We start from the raw sequence: 18575 nt of genomic DNA, 5'->3' as shown, positions 1-18575 counted from the left end.
GGTTCAGGTGGCGAACAGCAGCAGGACGAGCCCGAGCGCCATCACGATGAGCCCGCCGATCCGGATATGATGCGGCGGCCGCTCCGCTATTCTACGAAACGTGTCGCGCCATGCGACGGGAAACACGAAAGGGAACGCTCCCTCGATAATCAGCATCAGTGCTACCGCGAGCAACAACGAGCCAGCCAGATCCATGCGAGCGACGGCGCCGCTCGTCGCGGCACCCCAAAAAGTCAGTGTTTGCGGGGAGCGGGCGCCGGCGCGGCGGCACCGCCCGTCGGGCTGCGCATGAAGCGGAAGAACTCGCTGTCGGGATCGACGACGATGACGTCGTTGCGCTTGAACGTGTTCCGGTAAGCCTGCAGGCTCGCGTAAAACTGATAGAACTGCGGATCGCGGCCGAACGCGTCCGCGGCGATCGACGCGGCCTTCGCATCGCCCTCGCCCTTGATCGTCTGCGCCGACTTGTATGCGTTCGCGAGCACCGCCTGCTGATCGCGCTCGGCGTCGGCCTTGATCTGCTCGACATCCGCCGCGCCTTCGGCGCGCACGCGCGCGGCCTGGTCGCGCAACGCCGCGATCATCCGCTGATAGACGGCGTCCGTCTGCGCGGCCGGCAAGTCGACGCGCGTCAGCTGGACGTCGACCACGTCCACGCCGAAGCCCGCCGCCTTTGCCCGCACCGCGTCGCGCGCCGCGTTCGCGATGTCGCGCTGGTCGCCGAGCGCGTCGTCGAGCGCGCGCTTCGCGAAGGCGTCGCCGAGCGCGCCCTTCAGCGCATCGGCGAGGCGTTCGGTGGCGGCCGTCGGGTCGCCGCCGGTGGCCGTGAAATACTTCATCGGATCGTCGATCCGATACTTGAGCGCATACGCGACGAGCAGATCGTGCTTGTCTTCGGTGGCCAGTTGCAGCGGGTCCGTCGACTCGAGCGATTGCAGGCGCGTGTCGATCAGCGTCGCCGTCTGCAGCGGCGGCGGCAGCTTGAAATGGATGCCGGGGCCGGCGAGCTGCGGCTGCCCGCCGTCGCGGCCGGACAGCACGGCCGCATGGCGCGGGTCCACGCTCAGCACCGTCGACGAAGCCGCGAACGCGGCGATCACGATTGCGACGACGAGCGCAATGATTCGATTCATGTTCTGCGCTCCCGTTACTTCAGATCGTCTTCGCGCGCGCGGCTGCGGAACGCCTCTCGCGAGCGCAGCACGTCGCTGCCCGCGGCGGGCGCGGCAGCGGCCGAAGCGCCGCTCGCCGGTGCGCCCGACGCGACGGCAGCCGGAGCCGACGCCGTGTCCGGCGCGGCTGCGCCGGCCGCCGTTGCCGCGCTCGATGCACCTGCGGCGTTCGCGGCATTTTGCCGGCCCTGCTCGACGAGCTTGTCGAGCGGCAGGTACACGACGCTGCTGCCCGCCTTGTTGCCGACGAATACCTTGGTCGCCTTCGAGTAGATTTCCTGCATCGTTTCGAGGTACATCCGCTCGCGAATCACGGCCGGCGCCTTCGAATACTGCGCATAGACCTGCTTGAACCGGTCGGCGTCGCCTTCGGCCTGCGTCACGACACGGTCGGCATAGGCCTTCGCATCGTCGACGAGTTTCGCGGCGTCGCCCTGCGCCTTCGGCAACAGGTCGTTCGTATACGCTTGCGCGGCGCGCTTGGCGGCCTCGCGCTCGTCGCGCGCCTTCGCGACCTCGGCATACGCGGCCTGCGTCTGTTCCGGCGCCGCGACGCTTTGCATCGTGACGGCCGTGACCTCGAGCCCGGACTGGTAGCGGTCGAGATCGCGCTGGATCGCGGCGGACAGCTGGCTACGCAGCGCATCGCGGTCCTGGTTCAGGATGTCTGCCGCGCTGCGCGTGCCGACGATCGCGCGCACTGCGGCCTGGGCGGCCTGCGACACGCTCCGCTCGGGATCGACGCTGCGGAACAGGTAATCGGTAGCCGAACGCACGCGGTACTGGACGACGAAACGCACGTCGACGATATCCGCATCGCGCGTCAGCATCGCAGCTTCCTTGACGTTCGCGAGACGCACGACGTTGTTGCGGCCGATCTCGATCGAGCGCACTTGCGTCGTATCGACGATTTCGTGCGACGAGAACGGATACGGCGCACGCCAGTGGACGCCCTCGCCGACCGTGCCGGCTAGCTTGCCGAGCTGGAGCACGACGCCGGTCTGGCCGTCCTGCACGACGAACAGCCCGCTGCCCGCATAGACCGCGATCAGCACGCCGATCACGATGCCGACGCCGACGCGCGCAGCCCGGCCGTTGTCGGGCCGGAAGCCGTTGCCGCCCTTGCCGCCGAACAGGCCGCTCAGACGCCGGTTGAAGTTGCGCCACATCTCGTCGAGATCGGGCGGACCGTCACCGTCGCCGCCGGGCGGACGTTTCGATTCGTTGGCACGCGGACGGGATCCGTCGTTGCCTTTGCCGTCGCCGCGCCCCCAGCGGGGATCGTTGATCGACAGCAAGGCGCGCATCCGCCGCCAGGTACTCCGCTCGTTGTATTCGTTCACCAGAGTTTGTTCACCAGATTAGACGCCGGCGAACCGGCCGGGACCGGTTAGCGCCCGTGTTCGGAAATCGTGTGGCCTTCGTGTGGTTCAGCGGGCGCGCCGTCGAGCGCGCCGTCGGCTGACGTCGCGCCGGAGAGGTGTTCCGCGGAGGCGATCTCGGCGATGGCGGCACGCAACGCATCGAGACCCTGACCGGTGCGCGCGCTCAAAAAGACGCGCGAAATATTACCATACTCGTCCCGCTCGACCGCGTCGCCGCGGGCGGCCAGTTCGGGCACGGCGTCGATCTTGTTGAACACCAGCACCTGCCGCACGGTGTCCGCGCCGATCTCGTGCAGCACGTCGTTGACCTGCTCGATCTGTTCGAGCCGCACGGCGCTCGACGCGTCCACCACGTGCAGCAGCAGATCCGCATGGATGGTTTCCTCGAGGGTCGCGCGAAACGCGGCAACCAGCTGGTGAGGCAGCTCGCGGATGAACCCGACCGTATCGGACACGACGATCTGGCCGACCTCGTCACCCAGATACACGCGTCGCGACGTCGTATCGAGCGTCGCGAACAACTGGTCGGCCGCATAGGCCTGCGCCTTCGTCAGCGCATTGAACAGCGTCGACTTGCCCGCGTTCGTATAGCCGACGAGCGACACCGACATGGTGCCGCTGCGCGCGCGCTGACGACGCTGCGTGCTGTGCTGCCGACGCAGCCGGTCGAGACGCGCCTTCAGCATCTTGATCCGCTCGCCGATCAGCCGGCGGTCGGTTTCGAGCTGCGTCTCGCCGGGGCCGCGCAGGCCGATACCGCCTTTTTGCCGCTCCAGGTGAGTCCACGCGCGAATCAGCCGGGTCGACAGATATTGCAGCTGCGCGAGCTCGACCTGCAGCTTGCCTTCGTGACTGCGGGCGCGCTGCGCGAAGATATCGAGGATCAGGCTCGTGCGATCGACCACGCGCCGGTTCAGCGCCTGCTCCAGATTGCGTTGCTGGGCGGGCGCGAGTGCGTGGTTGAAGATGACGATTTCGACGTTGTGCGCGTCGCACGCGAGCCGCAATTCTTCGGCTTTGCCGCTGCCGATGAACATCTTGGCATCAGGGCTGGCACGACGACCGGTGAGGGTGACGGCGGGACGGGCTCCCGCGCTGGAGGCAAGAAGACTGAGTTCTTCGAGACTGGCTTCGAAATCGGTCTTGCCGAAGTCGATGCCGACGAGCGCTGCGTTGATCAAATTGTCGGGTGTCAAGATAAGGCGGCTGGCATCGGTCGCTCGCGGCGACCGGATGCCGGCCGCTGCGATAGGTTAGGACGAAGCTTCCGCGTCCGGGTGGAAATTCACCGGGCGCGCCGGCACGACCGTCGAAATGGCGTGCTTGTAGACCATCTGGGTCACGGTGTTACGGAGCAACACGACGTACTGGTCGAAGGATTCGATGTTCCCTTGGAGCTTGATCCCGTTGACGAGATAGATCGAAACAGGAACGTGCTCTTTACGCAGTGCGTTCAAAAACGGGTCTTGTAACAATTGCCCTTTGTTGCTCATGGCGTACTCCATCTTTTTTTGCAGGTTGATCTGGATTGGCGACGAAGAAAAAGAGATCCGGCGCCAATCGCTACACTATAGCTGATTTTGCCTGCCCCGCCCGGCCACTGGCCATGCGGCCAGGTCGTTGCCGGGCGTACCCGGCAGGCTCGTTCAGCCCTTGTCCGCGTACGGATTGTTCGACGAGCGGAACTCTATGCGCAATGGAGTCCCGGTCAGGGAGAAAGTTTCGCGGAATCTGTTTTCCAGATATCGCTTGTATGTCTCGGTCACCGCATCGAGCGCGTTGCCGTGGATCACGATCAGCGGCGGATTCTGGCCGCCCTGGTGCGCGTAGCGCAGCTTCGGGCGCACCGGGCCGCGACGGCGCGGCTGCTGGAACTCGACGGCCTCGATCAGCGCGCGCGTGAGCTTCGGCGTCGGCAGCTTCGCCATCGCCGCGGCATAGGCGTCGTCGACCGAGCGCATCAGCGCGCCGATGCCGGTCTTCTTCGCGGCCGAAATGTAGTGCGATTTCGCGAAATCGAGGAATTTCAGCTTGCGGGTCAAATCCGCTTTGGCGCGATCGCGCGCGTGATCGTCGAGGCCGTCCCACTTGTTGACGCCGATCACGAGCGCGCGGCCCTGCTCGACCACGAAGCCCGCGATGTGCGCGTCCTGGTCGGAAATGTCCTGCTGCGCGTCGAGCAACAGAATGACGACGTTCGCGTCGGAGATCGACTGCAGCGTCTTCACGACCGAGAACTTCTCGATCGCCTCGAACACCTTGCCGCGACGCCGTAGCCCGGCGGTATCGATCAGCGTGTACTTCTTGCCGTTGCGCTCGAAGTCGACGTAGATCGAATCGCGCGTCGTGCCCGGCATGTCGAACGCGATCACGCGATCCTCGCCGATCAGCGCGTTCACGAGCGTCGACTTGCCGACGTTCGGCCGGCCGACGATCGCGATCTTGATGCCGCGCGACGGATCATTGTCGTCCGCTTCCTCCGGCTGGCCCGCATACGCGACTTCCAGCGCCTCGTTGATCATGTCGGTCACGCCGTCGCCGTGCGCGGCCGAGATCGCGCGCGGATCACCGAGCCCGAGCTCGTAGAAGTCCGTCGCGACCGCCGTGTACTTCATCCCTTCGGCCTTGTTGACGACCAGGAAGATCGGCCGCCCGGTCTTGCGCAGATAGTCGGCGATCGACTTGTCCTGCGGCGCGAGGCCGTTGCGCCCGTCCACGATGAACACGACGACGTCGGCTTCCTCGACCGCCTGACGCGTCTGGCGCGCCATCTCGTGCAGGATGCCGTCCTTCGCGACGGGTTCGAAGCCGCCGGTGTCGACGACCAGGTACGGCCGCTCACCGACTCGCCCTTCGCCGTAATGGCGATCGCGCGTGAGGCCCGGCAAGTCGGCGACGAGCGCATCGCGCGAGCGCGTGAGCCGGTTGAACAGCGTGGATTTCCCCACATTGGGGCGCCCAACGAGGGCAATGACCGGTTTCATCTGTGTTTTCTACGGTGGTGCGCAGCAGCGGGAGGCCCGCTGCTGCGGGCGGCTGCGCTGAATGAAAATATCACGAATTCGCGCCGCGCCGGATGCGCGCGCCGGGCGCGCGGTGCGCGCCGTCGTCTTTCGCTACGAACTGCCTTTCAAATACTGCGCGGCCGGGGACACCGGCCGCGTTCATGTCGCGCGTTCGCGGCATGCGGAACTCGTTCCGCCACGCCGCGCTTCGCGCTTGCTGCGTGCGTATCAGCGCGGGCGGAACCCGTACAGGCCGCCGTCCTGGGTCTGCACGACCAGCGTGTTGCCGGCAAGCACCGGCGCCGCAGTGATCGCGCTGCCGTCGGTCTTCATCCGCGCGATGAAGCTGCCGTCCTCGCGCGACAGGAAGTGCACGAAGCCCTTGTAGTCGCCCATCACGACCGCATGGCCGAGCAGGTAAGGTACGCCGACGTCGCGGCTCTTCAGCTTGTCGTTACGCCAGAGCGGGTTGCCGCTCGCCGCGTCGTACGCGGTCACGACCGACCAGTCGTCGCCGGCGGCCACGACCGAATCGTCCTGCGCGAGACCGCTGCGGCTCGAGAACGGCTTTTCCCACACCGGACGGCCCGAGTTCGCGTCGAAGCAGCCGATCTGCCCCTGGAACGTGACCGCGCATGCCTGCGCGCCCACGAGCGTCGGCGGACCGCTGACGTCGTTGATGCGCTCGACCTCGGTCACGCCCTTCGGGAACGACACGGGCGTCTGCCAGAACGGCTCGCCCGTCTGCAGGTTCAGCGCCACCAGGCCGCCGCCGGGGAAGCCGGCCAGCACGGCCGCATCGCCGGCGAACGTCATGCCGGCCGACACGCGCAGGTTCAGCGGCACCGCGCGGTTGCGGTAATTCCACTTCTGCTCGCCGGTCTGCGCGTTGAACGCGATCACCTGGCCGTCGATCGTGCGCACGATCACGAGGCCGTTGCCGACCAGCGGCGGCGAGAAGACCTCGCCCTGCACGGTGGTCTTCCACAGCAGCTTGCCGTCGGGGCCGAGCACGAACACGCCGCCCTTCAGCGCGCCGACCGCGGTCAGGTTGCCGTCGCTGCCGACACCGGCCGACAGGTCCGAACCGACCTTCCCGCGCCACACCGTCTGGCCCGTCTTCGCGTCGATCTTCTCGACCGAACCGTTCTCGCCCGCCGCGTAGACGGCGTCGCCCACGGCCACCGGCGAGAACAGGTAGCGTCCGCCCTTGCCGACGCTCGCCTTCCAGACCTGTTGCACGTCGAGGACGGGCTTGAACTCGGTGAGGGGCGTCGGCACGCGGCGCGCGTCCTTCGACGACGAGCAGGCCGCCAATGCCAGGACAGCCGCCGCGCAGGCTACGGGCACAGCGTAACGTTTCAGCAAATTCATCGGTTAGCGAAGCAGAGTTAAGAGGTTGAGGGGGCCGACATCAGCCGCCGAGCGCGTCCAGCTTGAACTGCACGAGCTGGCGCGCCGACTGGTCGTCCTTCGACAGGCCGTCGAGCGCGAGCTTGTACGCGGCGCGCGCATCATCGGTCTTGCCTTGCGCGGCCAGCAGATCGCCGCGGCGATCGGCCACGAGGCCCTTGAATGCGTCGACCGGCGTGCCCGACAGCAGCACGAGACCCGCGTCGTACGCCTTCTCGTCGAGCAGCAGCGACGCAAGCCGCAGCTTCGCGATCTGCTTGTACTCGTCGTCCTTGGCGTGATCAGCGGCCCATTGCAGCTGCGCCTTCGCGCCGGCCGCATCGCCGCTCGCGTACAGCGTCTTCGCAGCCGCGAGCGCGGTCATTTGTGCATAGGCCGTGCTGCCGAACTTGTCTTCCATGTCGGCGGCCGCGCGGGCCATCGTGGCCTTGTCGTTCGCCGCGGCGGCCTTCTGCACCTGCTCGTACAGGCCGGACGCTTCGGCGGCCTGGCGGCGCTGCCAGTAATTCCAGCCGTTGAAACCGGCCGCGACGACCAGCGCCGCGAGCACGATCCACGTCGTGAGATTGCCCCAGCGGGCCCACCACGCTTTCAGACTTTCAATCGATTCTTGTTCGTCGTGATAACTCATCGGCGAGCGATTCCTTCCTTTTCGGGCTTTTCTTGTCGAGCGAATGCCAGCGCGATCAGTCGTCGCCGTCTTCGGCGGATGCAACCATCGCATTGATTAGGAATTCGGTCAAGCCTTCGACCGGTACGGTCTGCTGAACGTTCTTTTCCCCTTCCTGGCCGGCGCCGCGCAGCGCTTTCACGCCCGCCGTGCCGTTCGCCACCTCTTCTTCGCCGAAGATCACCGCGAACGCGGCGCCGCTCGCGTCGGCCCGCTTCATCTGCGACTTGAAGCTCGCCGGCGCGCCGTCGGCGCTGCAGTGGAAGATCACGTCGAGGCCCGTGTCGCGCAGACGCTCGGCCGCGATGAACGCCTGTTCGCGCGCCGCCTCGCCCTGGTGCACGACGTAGACGTCGACGCCTTCCTGCTCGGGCGCGAGGTCCTCTTCCTTCAGCAGCTCCAGAATGCGCTCGATGCCCATCGCCCAGCCGCATGCGGCGGTCGGCTTGCCGCCCAGCTGCTCGATCAGCGGATCGTAGCGGCCGCCGGCCGCGACCGTGCCCTGCGCGCCGAGCTTGTCGGTCACCCATTCGAACACGGTCAGATTGTAGTAGTCGAGGCCGCGCACCAGCCGCGGATTGATCTTGAACGGAATGTTGTTCGCGAGCAGCAGGCGCTGCAGCCCCTCGAAATGCGCGCGCGATTCGTCGCCGAGGACGTCGATCAGCTTCGGCGCGTTCTGGGCGATTTCCTGCAGCGCCGGATTCTTCGTGTCGAGCACGCGCAGCGGGTTCGTGTACAGACGGCGCTTCGCATCCTCGTCCAGCACGTCGACGTGCTGCTCGAGGTACTTGATCAGCTCGACGCGGTGCGCGGCGCGCTCTTCGGCCAGGCCGAGCGAATTGATCTCGAGTTTGATGCCCGTCAACCCGAGGTCGTCCCACAGGCGCTGGCACATCATGATGATCTCGGCGTCCGCGTCCGGGCCCGCGAAGCCGAGCGCCTCGACGCCGACCTGGTGGAACTGGCGATAACGGCCGCGCTGCGGACGCTCGTGACGGAACATCGGGCCGATGTACCACAGGCGCTTCGGGCCGTCGTACAGCATGTTGTGCTCGATCGCCGCGCGCACGACGGCCGCAGTGTTCTCCGGGCGCATCGTCAGGTTTTCGCCGTTGAGCGCGTCGGTGAAGCTGTACATCTCCTTCTCGACGATGTCCGTGACTTCGCCGATGCCGCGCGTGAACAGCTGCGTGTGTTCGACGATCGGCGTGCGGATGTTCTGATAGCCGTACGCGCGCAGCAGCGATTTCACGGTAGCTTCGAAGAACTCCCACAGGCCGGCATCCTGCGGAAGGATGTCATTCATGCCCTTGACGCCCGCGAGCTTCTCGATCTTGCGTTTCTGTTCAGTCATCGTTCGTGTGTATGGACGAATGGTTCAGGCCGCGCTGCGGCCGTAATTGCGTGCGACGTAGTCGCTGACGATCTGCTGGAATTCCTCGGCGATCCGCTCGCCGCGCAGCGTCTTGACCTTCTCGCCGTCGATGAAGACGGGTGCGGCCGGGTTCTCGCCCGAGCCCGGTAGGCTGATGCCGATGTTCGCGTGCTTCGACTCGCCGGGGCCGTTGACGATGCAGCCCATCACCGCGACGTTCATCTTCTCGACGCCCGGATACTCCTTGCGCCACACCGGCATCTGCTCGCGCAGGTAGGTCTGGATCTGCATCGCGAGCTCCTGGAACAGCGTGCTCGTCGTGCGGCCGCAACCCGGGCAGGCGATCACCATCGGCGCGAACGAGCGCAGGCCCATCGTCTGCAGGATTTCCTGGCCGACGATCACCTCGCCCGTGCGCGGTGCGCCCGGCTCCGGCGTCAGCGAGATGCGGATCGTGTCGCCGATGCCTTCCTGCAGCAGTACGCCCAGCGCCGCAGTCGACGCGACGATGCCCTTCGAGCCCATGCCGGCCTCGGTCAGGCCCAGGTGCAGCGCGAAGCCGCAACGGCGGCCGAGTTCGCGGTACACGGCGATCAGGTCCTGCACGCCGCTGACCTTGCACGACAGCACGATGCGGTCGCGGCCGAGGCCCAGCTCGACGGCGCGCTCGGCCGAGCCGATCGCCGACTGGATCAGCGCCTCGTACATCACGCTCTGCGCGTCCCACGGCTGCGAACGCGCGGCGTTCTCGTCCATCATCCGCGCGAGCAGGTCCTGATCGAGGCTGCCCCAGTTCACGCCGATCCGCACCGGCTTGTCGTACTTCGCCGCGGCTTCGATCATCTGCGCGAACTGCGTGTCGCGCTTCGCGCCCTGGCCGACGTTGCCCGGGTTGATCCGGTACTTCGACAGCGCCTCCGCGCAGCCCGGATAGTCGCGCAGCAGCAGATGGCCGTTGTAGTGGAAGTCGCCGACGAGCGGCACCGTCACGCCCATGCGGTCGAGCTGCTCGCGGATGGCCGGCACCGCGGCGGCCGCCTCAGGCGTGTTCACCGTGATGCGCACCAGTTCGGAACCGGCGTTCGCGAGATCCTTGATCTGGATGGCGGTGCCGATCGCATCGGCCGTGTCGGTATTCGTCATCGACTGCACGCGCACCGGCGCATTGCCGCCGATCGTCACGAGCTGCCCGCCCCAACGAACATCCACCGCATGCGACACGCGACGCGGCTGGTGGCCGCCGAACACCGGCTCGGTTGAACAAATCTGACTGCTGCGTGGGGATTGAGCTTCGGATTGCATCGATAGATCCATTTACGCGGAATGCGCCGCGACGGCGCATGAATTGAAAAAGCGCCGTGCCCTCGCGGCCCGTGCAGCACGGGCCTTCGTCACGGCGCTTGGCGTCAGGGCAACGTGAACCGCGCCACGTTACCCCGCGCTGCCGAATATTTTGCCGGATCGACGGGTTTTCCGTCGAACGCGACCGCATCGAGACCGGCCTTGTTGCCGATCGTGACCTTGAACGGGCCGTCGCCTGCGACCTGCTTCGTCTCGCCGGCCCGCACCAGCGCCGAGAACAGCTCCTTGCCGTTCTTGTCGCGCACGCTGAACCAGCAGTCCTGCTTGACCTTCAGCTCGACCACCGACTGGCCCGCGGCAACCGCGACGCTCGCTGGCTCGGCCGCATTTGCCGTGCTTGCCGCGCTCGCGGCGGCCGGCTGCGATGCGGGCGATGCTGGGGCCGCAGCCGCCGGGGCAGCCACGGACGCCGCGACCGGCGCCGACGCCGACGCCTGCGCGACTACGGCCGAAGCAGCCACAACCTCGTTGCCTGCTGCCGTCGACGCACTGCCCGCCGCGGGCTCTTCCGCGGCCGATGCGGCCGATGCCGCCACTGCACTCGCCGCCGGCGCATGCTCGGCGGCGGCGCCCTTGAAGCGGGCGAGCCAGCTCGCCGAATCGCCGCCAGTGTGCCACATGAGCACGGCGATCACCGCCACGACGACGATCGCGGTGCCCCACAGCCACGGATGATGACCGGACGAGCTGCCGAGCGGGATCGACACGCGGCCACGCGGCAGATCCGTGCCGCTCGACGCGGGCATCGACAGGTCGACTTCCGGCACGCCGCGCTCGCGGCGCAGCGCCTGCGCGAACGGCTCCGGATCGACGCCGAGCATCTTCGCGTAGCTGCGCACGACCCCGAGCGCGAACGTCACGCCGGGCAGATGACTGATGTCGCCCGCCTCGAGCGCGCGCAGCTTCTGCGGAGCGACCTTGAGCCGCGCCGACACGTCGTCGACCGTCCAGCCCTTCGCCTCCCGTAGCTGCGCCAGCCGGCTGCCCACGGCCGCCAGCGTTTCCAGCCCCGCCGGTGCCGGCTTCGCGGCATTCGTCTCTGCGCCGTTTGTCGGCTGCGGCTCACTCATCCTTGTCCTCGCGTCGATTCTTCTTCACTGGGGCGCCGCCGGCCCCTGCCGGCCGGCACCCGCTACCGTCCATACCATGCGCGGCGCCAAGGCGCCGCGACCGATCGCTATTCGCGTGTTGTACCGCCAAAAAGTTCGGGCATCCGCATTTGCGCGGCCCCGTCAAACCGCCCGAACTTCGATGATCTTTGCTGCTGTGCCCGTCCGTTCGGCGAGGCGCGTGCGATCCTTCACGGCGCCGGCCAACTGCCCGCACGCGGCGTCGATGTCGTCGCCGCGCGTCTTGCGCACGGTCGTGACGACACCCGCGTCGATCAGAACCTGCGCAAAACGCTTGATCTGCTCCGGCTTCGAGCGGATGAGGCCCGATTCCGGGAACGGATTGAACGGGATCAGATTGAATTTGCACGGCACGTCACGCGTGACGGCCAGCAATTCGCGCGCATGCGCTTCGGTGTCGTTGACACCGTCGAGCATGCAGTATTCGAAAGTGATGAAATCGCGCGGCGCGACTTTCAGATAGCGCTGGCACGCCGCCATCAGTTCGCGCAGCGGATGCTTCTTGTTGAGCGGCACCAGCTCGTCGCGCAGCGCATCGTTCGGCGCGTGCAGCGACACGGCGAGCGCGACCGGCAATTCGGCGCCGAGGCGGTCCATCATCGGCACCACGCCGGACGTCGACAGCGTGACGCGGCGGCGCGACAGCCCATAGGCGTTGTCGTCGAGCATCAGCCGCATCGCGGGCACGACCGCGCTGTAGTTCAGCAGCGGTTCGCCCATGCCCATCATCACGACGTTCGTGACGACCCGTTCGGCCTTGCCGTTCGGTCCGGGCGCGCGGCCCAGCGACGCACGCAGCGCAAATTCGGCCATCCGCAGCTGGCCGATGATTTCGGCTGTCGACAGGTTGCGCGAGAAGCCCTGCTTGCCCGTCGAGCAGAAGCGGCAATTGACCGCACACCCGGCCTGCGACGACACGCACAGCGTACCGCGCGTCTCTTCCGGGATGAACACGGTTTCGACCGCGTTGCCGTTCCCGACGTCGATCAGCCACTTGCGCGTGCCGTCGGCGGAAACGTGATCGCTGGCGATCTCGGGCATGCCGATCGTCGCGCGGCCCTTGAGCTTTTCTCTCAGGGACTTCGCGAGGTCAGTCATGCCGTCGAAATCGCCGGCATTGTACTGATGGATCCAGCGCTGCAACTGCTTGGCGCGGAACGGCTTCTCGCCGAGGCTGCCGCAGTACGCGACAAGACCCTCGGCATCGAAGTCGAGAAGATTGACGGAAGTTTCGCTCGTCATGATGTGCTGCCTTGCCGCGTGCGCCGAATCCTGCCTGACCGTTGCCAGCCAGCGCTTAACGCGAGTAGACGTTCATTTCCGGGAAGAAGAACGCGATTTCGACCGCTGCCGTTTCAGCAGCGTCCGAGCCGTGCACGGCGTTCGCGTCGATGCTGTCGGCGAAGTCGGCGCGGATCGTGCCCTTTTCCGCCTTCTTCGGATCCGTCGCGCCCATCAGGTCGCGGTTCTTCAGGATCGCGCCTTCGCCTTCCAGAACCTGGATCATCACCGGACCCGAGATCATGAAGTCGACGAGGTCCTTGAAGAACGGACGTGCTGCGTGAACTGCGTAGAACTTCTCTGCGTCGGCACGCGACAGGTGCGCCATGCGCGATGCGACGATCTTCAGGCCGGCGCCTTCGAAACGGCTGTAGATCTGGCCGATCACGTTCTTTGCCACCGCATCCGGCTTGATGATCGACAGGGTGCGCTCGATTGCCATAAAAACTCCAAAAAATTAAGAAGTTACAGGTTCAAATGAATCCGCTATTGTAGCACGATCCCGTGTATCATTGCGATTGAACCCTTACACCGGCGAAAGGTTCGGAATCCCTGTGTTTTTGCGCTGCCCGGCCATTGAAACCAAGCGGCGCGGAACGTATCTTAGCCATAGCTGCTCCGGTTTGCTGCGCCGCACACCGCGCGCGCCGAACCGGCCCCGAACGCCCGTGCGTTCAATGTTAGGAGAAACCATGAACGACTATCCGTACAATTTCGGCCGCGGCGGCACCGTCAGCACCGCGGAGGTTCGCAACCGCGTGCTGCGGAACACGTACTGGCTGCTTGCGCTGTCGATGATCCCGACCGTCCTCGGCGCGTGGGTCGGCGTCGCGACGGGCTTCTCGCTGTTCGCCGCCACCAGCCCGATGATGAGCCTGCTCGCGTTCTTCGCGATCGCGTTCGGCTTCATGTTCGCGATCGAGCGCACCAAGAACAGCGCGGCCGGCGTATTCGTGCTGCTCGGCTTCACGTTCTTCATGGGGCTGATGCTGTCGCGCCTGCTCAGCTTCATCCTCGGCTTTTCGAACGGCCCGTCGCTGATCATGCTGGCGTTCGGCGGCACCGGCATCATCTTCGCCGCGATGGCGACGGTCGCAACGGTCAGCAAGCGCGACTTCTCCGGGCTCGGCAAATGGCTGTTCATGGGCGTCATCGTGATCCTGCTGGCGTCGGTCGCGAACATCTTCCTGCAATTGCCGGCGCTGATGCTGACCGTGTCGGTCCTCGCGATCGCGATCTTCTCCGCGTACATGCTGTTCGACGTCCAGCGCGTCGTCAACGGCGGCGAGACGAACTACATCTCGGCCACGCTCGCGATCTACCTCGACCTGTACAACGTGTTCACGAACCTGCTCGCGCTGCTCGGCATCTTCGGCGGCAACCGCAACTGACGTTCGGCTCACCCATAAAAAAACCGGCCCGCGGGCCGGTTTTTTTTCGTCCGCGACCGCGGCTCAAGCGCGCTCGAACAGCGCGATCGATTCGACGTGCGACGTATTCGGGAACATGTTCACCACGCCGGCGCCCTTGAGCCGATAACCGGCCTCGTGGACGAGCAGCCCGGCGTCGCGCGCGAGCGTCGACGGGTTGCACGACACGTAGACGATCCGCTTCGGCAGCGGGCCTTCACCGCTCTGCGCGATCTCGGCGAGCGCCTTGGACACCGCGAGCGCGCCTTCGCGCGGCGGGTCGATCAGGAACTTGTCGAACGCGCCGAGCGCGCGCAGATCGTCGCCCGTCACTTCGAACAGGTTCCGGCACGCGAACGTCGTATGGCCGTCGACGCCATTCTCGCGCGCATTCGCGAGCGCGCGCGTCGTCAGCGTTTCGCTGCCCTCGATGCCCATCACCTCGCGCGCCAGGCGCGCCAGCGGCAGCGTGAAGTTGCCGATCCCGCAGAACAGGTCGAGCACGCGATCGTCGCGCGACGGCGCGAGCAGACGCAGCGCACGCCCGACCAGCACGCGATTGATCTGATGGTTGACCTGCGTGAAGTCGGTCGGCTTGAACGGCATGCGGATGCCGAACTCCGGCAGCGTGTAGTCGAGCGCCACGTCGAGCGGATAGAACGGCGCGACCGTGTCGGGGCCCTTCGGCTGCAGCCAGAACTGCACGTTGTGCTCGTCCGCGAACGCGCGCAGCAGCGCTTCGTCGTCGGCATTGATCGGCTCCAGGACGCGCAACACCAGCGCGGTCACCTGCGAGCCGACCGCCAGCTCGATCTGCGGCATCCGATCGCGGATCGACAGGCCCTCGACCAGCCGGCGCAGCGGCACCAGCATCGCCGACACGTGCGGCGGCAGCACTTCGCAGCTCGTCATGTCGGCGACGTAGCTGCTCTTCTTTTCGTGGAAGCCCACCAGGACGCCGCCCTTCTTCGCGACGTTGCGCACGGTCAGGCGCGCGCGGTAGCGATAGCCCCACGACGGGCCGTGGATCGGCGCGTACATCGCCTCGGCGCGCAGCTTCGACAGATGCCACAGGTTGTCCTCGAGCACGCGCTGCTTGATCGCCACCTGCGCGCGCATGTCGAGGTGCTGCATCGAACAGCCGCCGCAGGTGCCGAAAAATTCGCATTTCGGCTTCGTGCGCATCACGCTCGGGCGCAGAATGTCGACGACGGTCGCCTGCTCGTAGCTCGGCTTGCGGCGATAGCTCGAATAGGTCACGCGCTCGCCGGGCAGCGCGCCTTCGACGAAGATCACCTTGCCGGGCGTGCCATCCTCGGTCGCCGTGCGGCCGACACCGCGCGCTTCCATGTCGAGCGATTCGATCTCGAGCACCGGGGCAGGCCCGGGCGGGACGGGCGCATTTTTCGATTTGCGCGTAGAAGTGGGGACGGCTTCGGACACCAGCTTTTCCTGACAAAACGTTGAAGAAGGCGAGATTGTAGACGACGAAAGCCCGCGTCGCCCGCTTTCGTCGCGCGGGCGCGGGCGCCGGCGCAACGGACACGGCCCGGCCCGCGGGCGGCGCGGGCGCTGCCGGCCGCCATCGAACTCGGAGCTCGACCATGCGATTGATCGACTGGAACATTCAATGGGGACGCGATGCCGACGGCGTCGTCGATCTGCCGCGCACCGTCGCGGCCGCTCGCCGGCTCGGCGACTTCGACGTGCTGTGTCTGCAGGAGGTCACGCGTGGCTTCGGCGCACTGCCCGGCGGGCCCGGACCGGACCAGTTCGCGGAGCTCGCCGCGCTGCTGCCCGGCTATACGATCGTCGATGCGATCGGCGCCGACCTGCCGGCGCTCGAACCCGGCGCGCCGCGCCGGCAATTCGGCAACGCAATCGCGACGCGCCTGCCGGTCGGGCGCGTGTTGCGGCAATTGCTGCCGTGGCCGGCAGACGCCGGTGCGCCGTCGATGCCGCGCGTCGCGCTCGAGGTCGAATTGCTGACGCCGTCGGCCCCCGTGCGCGTGGTGACGACGCACCTCGAGTTCTATTCGGCGCGCCAGCGGCTCGCGCAGGTCGATGCGTTACGCGCCCGCCACCGCGAGGCCTGCGCGCACGCCGACCACCCGGCGCCGGCCGAAAACGCGACGGGACCGTTCAGCGCGACGGCGCAGCCGCGCGACGCGATCGTCTGCGGCGACTTCAACAGCGCGTTCGACAGCGACGCGTACCGGCGCATGCTGGAGCCAATCGCCGATGCGCCGTCGTTCGTCGACGCGTGGGTCGCGCGCCATCCCGGCCGCACGCCGCCGCCGACGGCCGGCGTCTACGACACGGTGCAATGGTCGGACGGGCCGCTCGCGTGCGATTTCGTGTTCGTGACCGAGACGCTGCTGCCGCGCATCACGCGCTGCGAGATCGACGGCGACGTGCGCGCGTCGGATCATCAGCCGGTCGTGCTCGAACTCGATTGAGGGCAAACGCGGTGCGGCCGCGCGGTCGGCGGCCGGTGCTCAGGCGTCGAAGCCGGCCAGGTATTCGGCCCAGTGCGCCGCGGGTTCCTGCGCGAGCGCGTTCTTCACGAGCAGGATTTCATCCGCATATTCGTTCGGCGTGAGCCCGCCGCGCATCAGCTGGAAGCGGCAGTACAGCAGATACGTGTTGACGACGTCGGTTTCGCAGTAGTTGCGGATCTCGTCGATCCGGCCATCCCGAAATGCCGGCCACACCTGGCTGCCGTCCATTCCGAGCTTGCCCGGAAAGCCGCACAGCTTCGCCAGCGCGTCGAGCGGCGCATTGGCGCGCGCCTGGTACATCGCGAGCACATCCATCAGATCGGTGTGCCGCGAGTGATAGCGCGAGATGTAGTTGTTCCACTTGAACTCTCGGTCGTCCTCGCCGAGATCCCAATAGCGGGTCGCCGGGATGCCGTGCACGAGCGCACGGTAGTGCAACACCGGCAGATCGAAGCCGCCGCCGTTCCACGACACGAGTTGCGGCGTGTATTTCTCGATCACGCGGTAGAACGACTGGACCAGCGCGGCTTCGTTGTCCTGCGGCGTGCCGAGCGAGCGCACGCGAAAGCCGTTGTTGTCGCGGAACACGCAGGAGATCGCCGCGATGCGCTGCAGATGATGCGGCAGGAAATCGCTGCCGGTCTTCTCGCGGCGCGCGGCGAACGCATGCTCGGCCACCGCCGCATCGTCGAGCGTCGCGGGCAGGTCTTCCAGACGGCGAATGCCGTCGACATCGGGAATGGTCTCGATGTCAAAAACGAGAATCGGAGTCATCGATTACAGAACGGCGTCCTTGCGCACGCCGTTGGAGGCAAAGAACCGCTTCAGGCGCACCAGCGCTTCCTGCTGGATCTGCCGCACGCGCTCGCGCGTGAGCCCCATCTCGTCGGCCAGTTCCTCGAGCGTGGCCGGTTCGATGTGATTCAGCCCGAAGCGGCGTTCGATCACGTGCCGGTGCTTGTCGGACAGCCGCGACAGCCATGCGCGCGTGAGCGTCTCGAGCTCGCGGTGCTGCACTTCGGCATCGGGCGACTGGCTCTGGTCGTCCGGCAGCAGATCGAGCAGGCTGCTCGCGGGATCGAGATCGAGCGGCGCGTCGAGCGACGCGGTGTGCTCGTTCAGCGCGAGAATGTCGGTGACTTCCTCGGCGGTCTTGCCGGTGAGGTAGGCGATGTCGTCGATGCTGGCTTCGCGGCGTTCGGCCGCGTCGCCCGTCGACATCGAGTTCTTTTCGAGGTGGCGTTTCGCGCGCAGCACCTGGTTCAGCTCGCGGATCACGTGCACGGGCAGGCGCACGGTACGCGCCTGATTCATGATCGCCCGCTCGATGCTCTGGCGAATCCACCATGTCGCGTAGGTCGAGAAGCGAAAGCCGCGCGTCGGGTCGAATTTCTCGATCGCGTGCATCAGACCGAGATTGCCCTCCTCGATCAGGTCGAGCAGCGGCACGCCGCGGTTCAGATAGCCCTTTGCGATGCTGACGACGAGACGCAGGTTGCGCTCGATCATCACCTGCCGCGCGTCGAATTCGCCCGCTTTCGCGAGACGCGAATAGCGCTGCTCCTCCTCGACGGTCAGCAGCGGCTTGACGCTGATACGGTTCAGGTAGTGCTGGATCGTGTCGGCCGTGAGCTCGGCCTGCAGCAATGCGCGGAAATCGTCGACGTCGGGGGCGGCTTCCGCGCGGCCTTCGCGTTCGTCGTCGCCGTCGGCTTCGACCTCGCGCGTGTCGAGACCGGTTTCGGTTTCCGCGACGTCTTCTTCGTCGTCCGTCGAAGCGCCAGCTCGCTTCACCGATGCTTGCGTGGCACGACTGATCTTCTCAGACTCGGCTTGCGGCTCGTGGCGCTTCGATTTCGGCATGGTCGT

Annotated in this window: 18 protein-coding genes; 2 read left to right on the top strand and 16 right to left on the bottom strand. The window is 66.6% G+C overall.

Features of this window, described 5'->3' with window-relative positions; translation table 11 throughout:
• Positions 1-3: 3 nt before the first annotated feature.
• The 13 genes from EX20_RS27895 to ndk form a co-directional block, all read right to left on the bottom strand.
• On the bottom strand, positions 4-195 hold the full coding sequence (locus tag EX20_RS27895; RefSeq protein ID WP_011884960.1) for a DUF2065 domain-containing protein: 192 nt from the start codon (positions 193-195) through the stop codon (positions 4-6).
• Between the two features lie 38 nt (positions 196-233).
• Entirely contained in the window at positions 234-1133 is a 900-nt protein-coding gene (hflC, locus tag EX20_RS27890; protein ID WP_011884961.1) for a protease modulator HflC, read from the bottom strand.
• Positions 1134-1147: 14 nt separating this feature from the next.
• Positions 1148-2515 carry an FtsH protease activity modulator HflK gene (hflK, locus tag EX20_RS27885; RefSeq protein ID WP_034195409.1) on the bottom strand — a complete coding sequence of 456 codons (1368 nt, stop codon included), beginning with the start codon at positions 2513-2515 and terminating at the stop codon, positions 1148-1150.
• A gap of 47 nt (positions 2516-2562) precedes the next feature.
• A complete protein-coding gene (gene hflX / locus EX20_RS27880) occupies positions 2563-3738 on the bottom strand; it encodes a GTPase HflX (RefSeq protein WP_174479794.1) in 1176 nt (391 codons plus the stop codon).
• Between the two features lie 72 nt (positions 3739-3810).
• Positions 3811-4050 (bottom strand): RNA chaperone Hfq, encoded by a 240-nt coding sequence (hfq, locus tag EX20_RS27875; protein WP_006399927.1) that lies wholly within the window; start codon positions 4048-4050, stop codon positions 3811-3813.
• 153 nt (positions 4051-4203) lie between these two features.
• On the bottom strand, positions 4204-5541 hold the full coding sequence (der, locus tag EX20_RS27870) for a ribosome biogenesis GTPase Der (RefSeq protein ID WP_011884964.1): 1338 nt from the start codon (positions 5539-5541) through the stop codon (positions 4204-4206).
• A 249-nt stretch (positions 5542-5790) separates the two neighbouring features.
• On the bottom strand, positions 5791-6936 hold the full coding sequence (gene bamB, locus EX20_RS27865; protein WP_011884965.1) for an outer membrane protein assembly factor BamB: 1146 nt from the start codon (positions 6934-6936) through the stop codon (positions 5791-5793).
• Positions 6937-6976: 40 nt separating this feature from the next.
• The gene (locus EX20_RS27860; RefSeq protein ID WP_014723099.1) at positions 6977-7606 is read right to left on the bottom strand and encodes a tetratricopeptide repeat protein; all 630 of its coding nucleotides are present in this window, start codon (positions 7604-7606) and stop codon (positions 6977-6979) included.
• A gap of 55 nt (positions 7607-7661) precedes the next feature.
• Entirely contained in the window at positions 7662-9002 is a 1341-nt protein-coding gene (hisS, locus tag EX20_RS27855; RefSeq protein ID WP_034195408.1) for a histidine--tRNA ligase, read from the bottom strand.
• Positions 9003-9026: 24 nt separating this feature from the next.
• Complete coding sequence (ispG, locus tag EX20_RS27850; RefSeq protein WP_034195407.1) at positions 9027-10325, bottom strand: flavodoxin-dependent (E)-4-hydroxy-3-methylbut-2-enyl-diphosphate synthase; 1299 nt, start codon at positions 10323-10325, stop codon at positions 9027-9029.
• A gap of 104 nt (positions 10326-10429) precedes the next feature.
• Complete coding sequence (locus tag EX20_RS27845; RefSeq protein ID WP_014723102.1) at positions 10430-11455, bottom strand: helix-turn-helix domain-containing protein; 1026 nt, start codon at positions 11453-11455, stop codon at positions 10430-10432.
• Between the two features lie 162 nt (positions 11456-11617).
• On the bottom strand, positions 11618-12757 hold the full coding sequence (gene rlmN, locus EX20_RS27840) for a dual-specificity RNA methyltransferase RlmN (RefSeq protein WP_034195406.1): 1140 nt from the start codon (positions 12755-12757) through the stop codon (positions 11618-11620).
• 55 nt (positions 12758-12812) lie between these two features.
• Positions 12813-13238, bottom strand: a complete 426-nt coding sequence (gene ndk / locus EX20_RS27835) for a nucleoside-diphosphate kinase (protein ID WP_006478674.1) — start codon at positions 13236-13238, stop codon at positions 12813-12815.
• A 250-nt stretch (positions 13239-13488) separates the two neighbouring features.
• Between ndk and EX20_RS27830 the strand changes: the two genes are divergently transcribed.
• Entirely contained in the window at positions 13489-14187 is a 699-nt protein-coding gene (locus EX20_RS27830) for a Bax inhibitor-1/YccA family protein (RefSeq protein ID WP_011884971.1), read from the top strand.
• A gap of 63 nt (positions 14188-14250) precedes the next feature.
• On the opposite strand, the gene rlmD is transcribed toward EX20_RS27830, so the two are convergent.
• Entirely contained in the window at positions 14251-15555 is a 1305-nt protein-coding gene (gene rlmD / locus EX20_RS27825) for a 23S rRNA (uracil(1939)-C(5))-methyltransferase RlmD (protein WP_034195427.1), read from the bottom strand.
• 254 nt (positions 15556-15809) lie between these two features.
• Between rlmD and EX20_RS27820 the strand changes: the two genes are divergently transcribed.
• Entirely contained in the window at positions 15810-16664 is an 855-nt protein-coding gene (locus tag EX20_RS27820) for an endonuclease/exonuclease/phosphatase family protein (RefSeq protein ID WP_014723104.1), read from the top strand.
• A 39-nt stretch (positions 16665-16703) separates the two neighbouring features.
• On the opposite strand, the gene EX20_RS27815 is transcribed toward EX20_RS27820, so the two are convergent.
• Both EX20_RS27815 and rpoS read right to left on the bottom strand, forming a co-directional pair.
• Positions 16704-17480, bottom strand: coding sequence for a 3'-5' exonuclease (locus EX20_RS27815; protein WP_011884974.1), 777 nt, complete (start codon positions 17478-17480; stop codon positions 16704-16706).
• 3 nt (positions 17481-17483) lie between these two features.
• Positions 17484-18569, bottom strand: a complete 1086-nt coding sequence (gene rpoS / locus EX20_RS27810; RefSeq protein ID WP_014723105.1) for an RNA polymerase sigma factor RpoS — start codon at positions 18567-18569, stop codon at positions 17484-17486.
• Between the last annotated feature and the right edge of the window lie 6 nt (positions 18570-18575).

The organism is Burkholderia sp. WP42, assembly GCF_000745665.1.
Lineage (GTDB): Bacteria > Pseudomonadota > Gammaproteobacteria > Burkholderiales > Burkholderiaceae > Burkholderia > Burkholderia vietnamiensis.
Note: the sequence above shows the minus strand (reverse complement) of the source record. Positions and strands in the feature narration are given on the sequence as shown.

Coding starts and splice junctions, on each gene's coding strand:
- EX20_RS27895 (WP_011884960.1), bottom strand. CDS start 195: ATGGATCTGGCTGGCTCGTTGTTGCTCGCGGTAGCACTGATGCTGATT.
- hflC (WP_011884961.1), bottom strand. CDS start 1,133: ATGAATCGAATCATTGCGCTCGTCGTCGCAATCGTGATCGCCGCGTTC.
- hfq (WP_006399927.1), bottom strand. CDS start 4,050: ATGAGCAACAAAGGGCAATTGTTACAAGACCCGTTTTTGAACGCACTG.
- der (WP_011884964.1), bottom strand. CDS start 5,541: ATGAAACCGGTCATTGCCCTCGTTGGGCGCCCCAATGTGGGGAAATCC.
- bamB (WP_011884965.1), bottom strand. CDS start 6,936: ATGAATTTGCTGAAACGTTACGCTGTGCCCGTAGCCTGCGCGGCGGCT.
- EX20_RS27860 (WP_014723099.1), bottom strand. CDS start 7,606: ATGAGTTATCACGACGAACAAGAATCGATTGAAAGTCTGAAAGCGTGG.
- hisS (WP_034195408.1), bottom strand. CDS start 9,002: ATGACTGAACAGAAACGCAAGATCGAGAAGCTCGCGGGCGTCAAGGGC.
- ispG (WP_034195407.1), bottom strand. CDS start 10,325: ATGCAATCCGAAGCTCAATCCCCACGCAGCAGTCAGATTTGTTCAACC.
- EX20_RS27845 (WP_014723102.1), bottom strand. CDS start 11,455: ATGAGTGAGCCGCAGCCGACAAACGGCGCAGAGACGAATGCCGCGAAG.
- rlmN (WP_034195406.1), bottom strand. CDS start 12,757: ATGACGAGCGAAACTTCCGTCAATCTTCTCGACTTCGATGCCGAGGGT.
- ndk (WP_006478674.1), bottom strand. CDS start 13,238: ATGGCAATCGAGCGCACCCTGTCGATCATCAAGCCGGATGCGGTGGCA.
- EX20_RS27830 (WP_011884971.1), top strand. CDS start 13,489: ATGAACGACTATCCGTACAATTTCGGCCGCGGCGGCACCGTCAGCACC.
- rlmD (WP_034195427.1), bottom strand. CDS start 15,555: ATGGAAGCGCGCGGTGTCGGCCGCACGGCGACCGAGGATGGCACGCCC.
- EX20_RS27820 (WP_014723104.1), top strand. CDS start 15,810: ATGCGATTGATCGACTGGAACATTCAATGGGGACGCGATGCCGACGGC.
- EX20_RS27815 (WP_011884974.1), bottom strand. CDS start 17,480: ATGACTCCGATTCTCGTTTTTGACATCGAGACCATTCCCGATGTCGAC.
- rpoS (WP_014723105.1), bottom strand. CDS start 18,569: ATGCCGAAATCGAAGCGCCACGAGCCGCAAGCCGAGTCTGAGAAGATC.